This is a genomic window from Micromonospora inaquosa (assembly GCF_003857055.1).
Classification (GTDB): domain Bacteria; phylum Actinomycetota; class Actinomycetes; order Mycobacteriales; family Micromonosporaceae; genus Micromonospora; species Micromonospora inaquosa.
In genome coordinates this window covers 1-2,599 of sequence record NZ_QGSZ01000039.1, presented here as the reverse complement: position 1 = coordinate 2,599, position 2,599 = coordinate 1, and the positions used below count along the sequence as shown (strand labels likewise).

2 protein-coding genes and 1 pseudogene are annotated in these 2,599 nt (G+C 67.3%); 1 reads left to right on the top strand and 2 read right to left on the bottom strand.

Annotated elements, in window-relative coordinates; all coding sequences use genetic code 11:
• Positions 1-126: 126 nt before the first annotated feature.
• Positions 127-1,455 carry an IS4 family transposase gene (locus DLJ59_RS00340; RefSeq protein WP_279635718.1) on the bottom strand — a complete coding sequence of 443 codons (1,329 nt, stop codon included), beginning with the start codon at positions 1,453-1,455 and terminating at the stop codon, positions 127-129.
• A 375-nt stretch (positions 1,456-1,830) separates the two neighbouring features.
• Between DLJ59_RS00340 and DLJ59_RS37135 the strand changes: the two are divergent.
• A pseudogene (locus DLJ59_RS37135) lies at positions 1,831-2,090 on the top strand (IS701 family transposase); the annotation flags it as partial.
• 177 nt (positions 2,091-2,267) lie between these two features.
• Here DLJ59_RS37135 and DLJ59_RS36775 read toward each other — a convergent pair.
• Positions 2,268-2,599: hypothetical protein (locus tag DLJ59_RS36775; RefSeq protein ID WP_208648502.1), on the bottom strand; the 332-nt coding region annotated here is incomplete at its 5' end.

The window sequence follows — 2,599 nt, the reverse complement described above, 5'->3', positions numbered from 1 at the left end:
AGGACACACCATCCGGCCCAACCCACACCGGCTCGCCACACTCAACGACCTCAACGACCTCGCGACCGCACAAGGCATCACCACACCGCCAGAGATCAAGATGGCGTGTTAATGATCTGCAAGCCCTTAGGGTTCGGGGCGGGTTGTCAACCGGGTCGTGATGGTGGTGGTCGCGGCTGGGTGGTTGGTGCGGTCGATGTTGCCTTTGGCGCGGTGTTTGGAGATGGCTCGTTTCACTACTCGGGGGCTGTTGCGGGTGCGGCGTTCGGGGAGCGGGTCGTTGAGGACTGCCCGGCCGATGGCTCCGACCAGGTCGATGATGGTGCCAGCGATGACTGCGGCGGCGTGGATGACCTGGTCGCGGGCGGTGTTCAGGGCGATGGTGAAGCTGGCTCGGTCCGGGTCGGTGTCCGGGTCGCTGTCGGTGGCGTCCGTCATTGCTAGGCGCAGTGCCTGGTAGGCGGTGAGCAGGGCGTAAACCTCTTGGCTGATTCCGGCCGGGGTGCGGGCGCGTAGGACCCGGCCGCTGAGGGTGGTGGATTTCAGTTCCAGGAACGCCGTCTCGATTTCCCACCTTTGGTGGTAGAGGGCGACCAGGTCCAGGGCGGGGAAAGTGCGGTGGTCGGTCAGGGTCGTGAGGAGCCGGTATCGGCCGGTGTGGTGCGGCTGTCCGCCGGTGGTCACGGTGATTTCGGCTTCGATGACCCGGACGGTGACGGTGCCCAGCTTGCTCAGCCAGGAGCCGTCGGGGCAGCGCCGGATCGTGGAGAGTTTCCGGTTGTCCTTGCAGCGGATGAGCAGGTCCGCGCCGCGGGCGTGGATCTGCTCGGCCAGATCACGCACGGCGAAGTTGCGGTCGGCCAGCAGCAGCATTCCCGGCCGTAGACAAGCGAACAACCGCGGCGCGTATCGGATTTCCGCGACGCCGATCGTGCCGAAGACCGCGTCGATGATAGTGCGGGTGCCGCAGGCCACGACCGTGACCAGGCGCAGCAGCGGATACCCGGAACCGCCGTGGGAACCGGTCTGCCGGCCGTAGACGGCGAGGTTCGCCGGGCTGTCAGGAACCGACATGGTGGTCCCGTCGATCGCGCAGACCAGCAGTCCCCGCCACCGTTCGGCACCGGCAGCGGGCCCGGCGAGCAGGGCGAAAAGTGCGGCCAGGGGTCTGACACCGATCCGGCGTCGGGCCTGGGCCAGCGCCGACGACGTCGGCACGGCCACCGCCAGACCGTCCAGGCCGCTGGTCAACCTGGCCCAAACCTGCCGATAGCCGCACTCGGCGAACAGGCCCGCGGCCAGCAGCAGATAGACCACGACCCGCGACGGCAGGTCCCGGATCCGGGACTGCACCGCGCCGGTCGTCGCGAGGATGTCGTCGACCATCTCGAACGGCACGATCTGCGTCAGCTCACCCAGATGCCCCGGCGCGAACCGGCCTGCCGCTACCTGGATCGTGCGATGGATGACAGAATGCTCGGGCAGCGGAACTCCCAGCTCGAAGGGTGTCTTGTGAGGACAACCCCTCTATAGCGGGAGTTCCGCTGTTTCCTACGCATCGACACACCCACTTGACAACCCGCCGCCGCCACTAACTACGCGGCATTGGGGTTAGGCCTGCAGGCTTGCCCGCCAGGTCGAACACACCACGGGTCAGCAGTTCCGCCTCGCCGACGGGCAACTCGTCATCGCCCTGCCAGCCGCCTGACCTAAACGGACGCGGCTCCGCTGGGTGTGCTCGCATTTCGTCTTCTGCGGATACGTCCGGCCGTGGCATCGCGTCGCGCGTGACGCCGACGGCACCCTGCCCGTCCGGTGGCTGATGCCCCGTGGCCCGTCGACCAGCCCGAGCCGGTCAAGTACACGCTGTCCAGCCTGCCCGCCGCCGCCAGCCGCGCCAGCGTGGTCCGCTTTGGCAGATCCGCTGGCGGATTGAACATGATTACCGTGAGTTGAAGACCCGGCCTCGGTCTAAACCATTTCGATGGCCGCTCCTGGATCGGCTGGCACCGCCGTCACCCCCGGTCACCGCCGCGCACCTGTTCATCACCGAACTGCGCCTGGACCCAAGACCGGCTGCGCCGGGCTGACCCTCTACACGGTCATCCGCGAGTTGCAACGCCTTCTCGCAACCTGGACCGGCGCCTGCCTCACCTGCCATCAACCCGTGCAACCGTTACACCACACCGAACGGTACCGGATCTAACGAAGCACTACTACTGACCGGGAACGATGCAGCACGTCGGGGGACCCGCGAACCCGGGCCGCTACTGCGAGGTGCCGGGCAGTCGGACTGCGCCCCGCGAGATCCTGAACAGCCACCGGACCATCACCCACAGCAGGCCGGTAAGGCCGCTCCGGTCGCCGACGCGCTGCAACTCGCGGACACGGCTGACCACGGCGACGAGCCTGGCACCGTAGTCAGCCCACAGCGGCGCGTGCTCGTGGATACGGACCGCGAGTCCGGCCAGCCTCGCCGCGACCCTATTGTCGGGGTACTCGTTGGAGTGCAGAGCTAGGTACAGCTGATCTTGCAGAGGTGCGCACCGTGTGTCCGTCGCCAGTGGGTGACTGAGGGTGAGGCTGCTCGGGTCGTGAT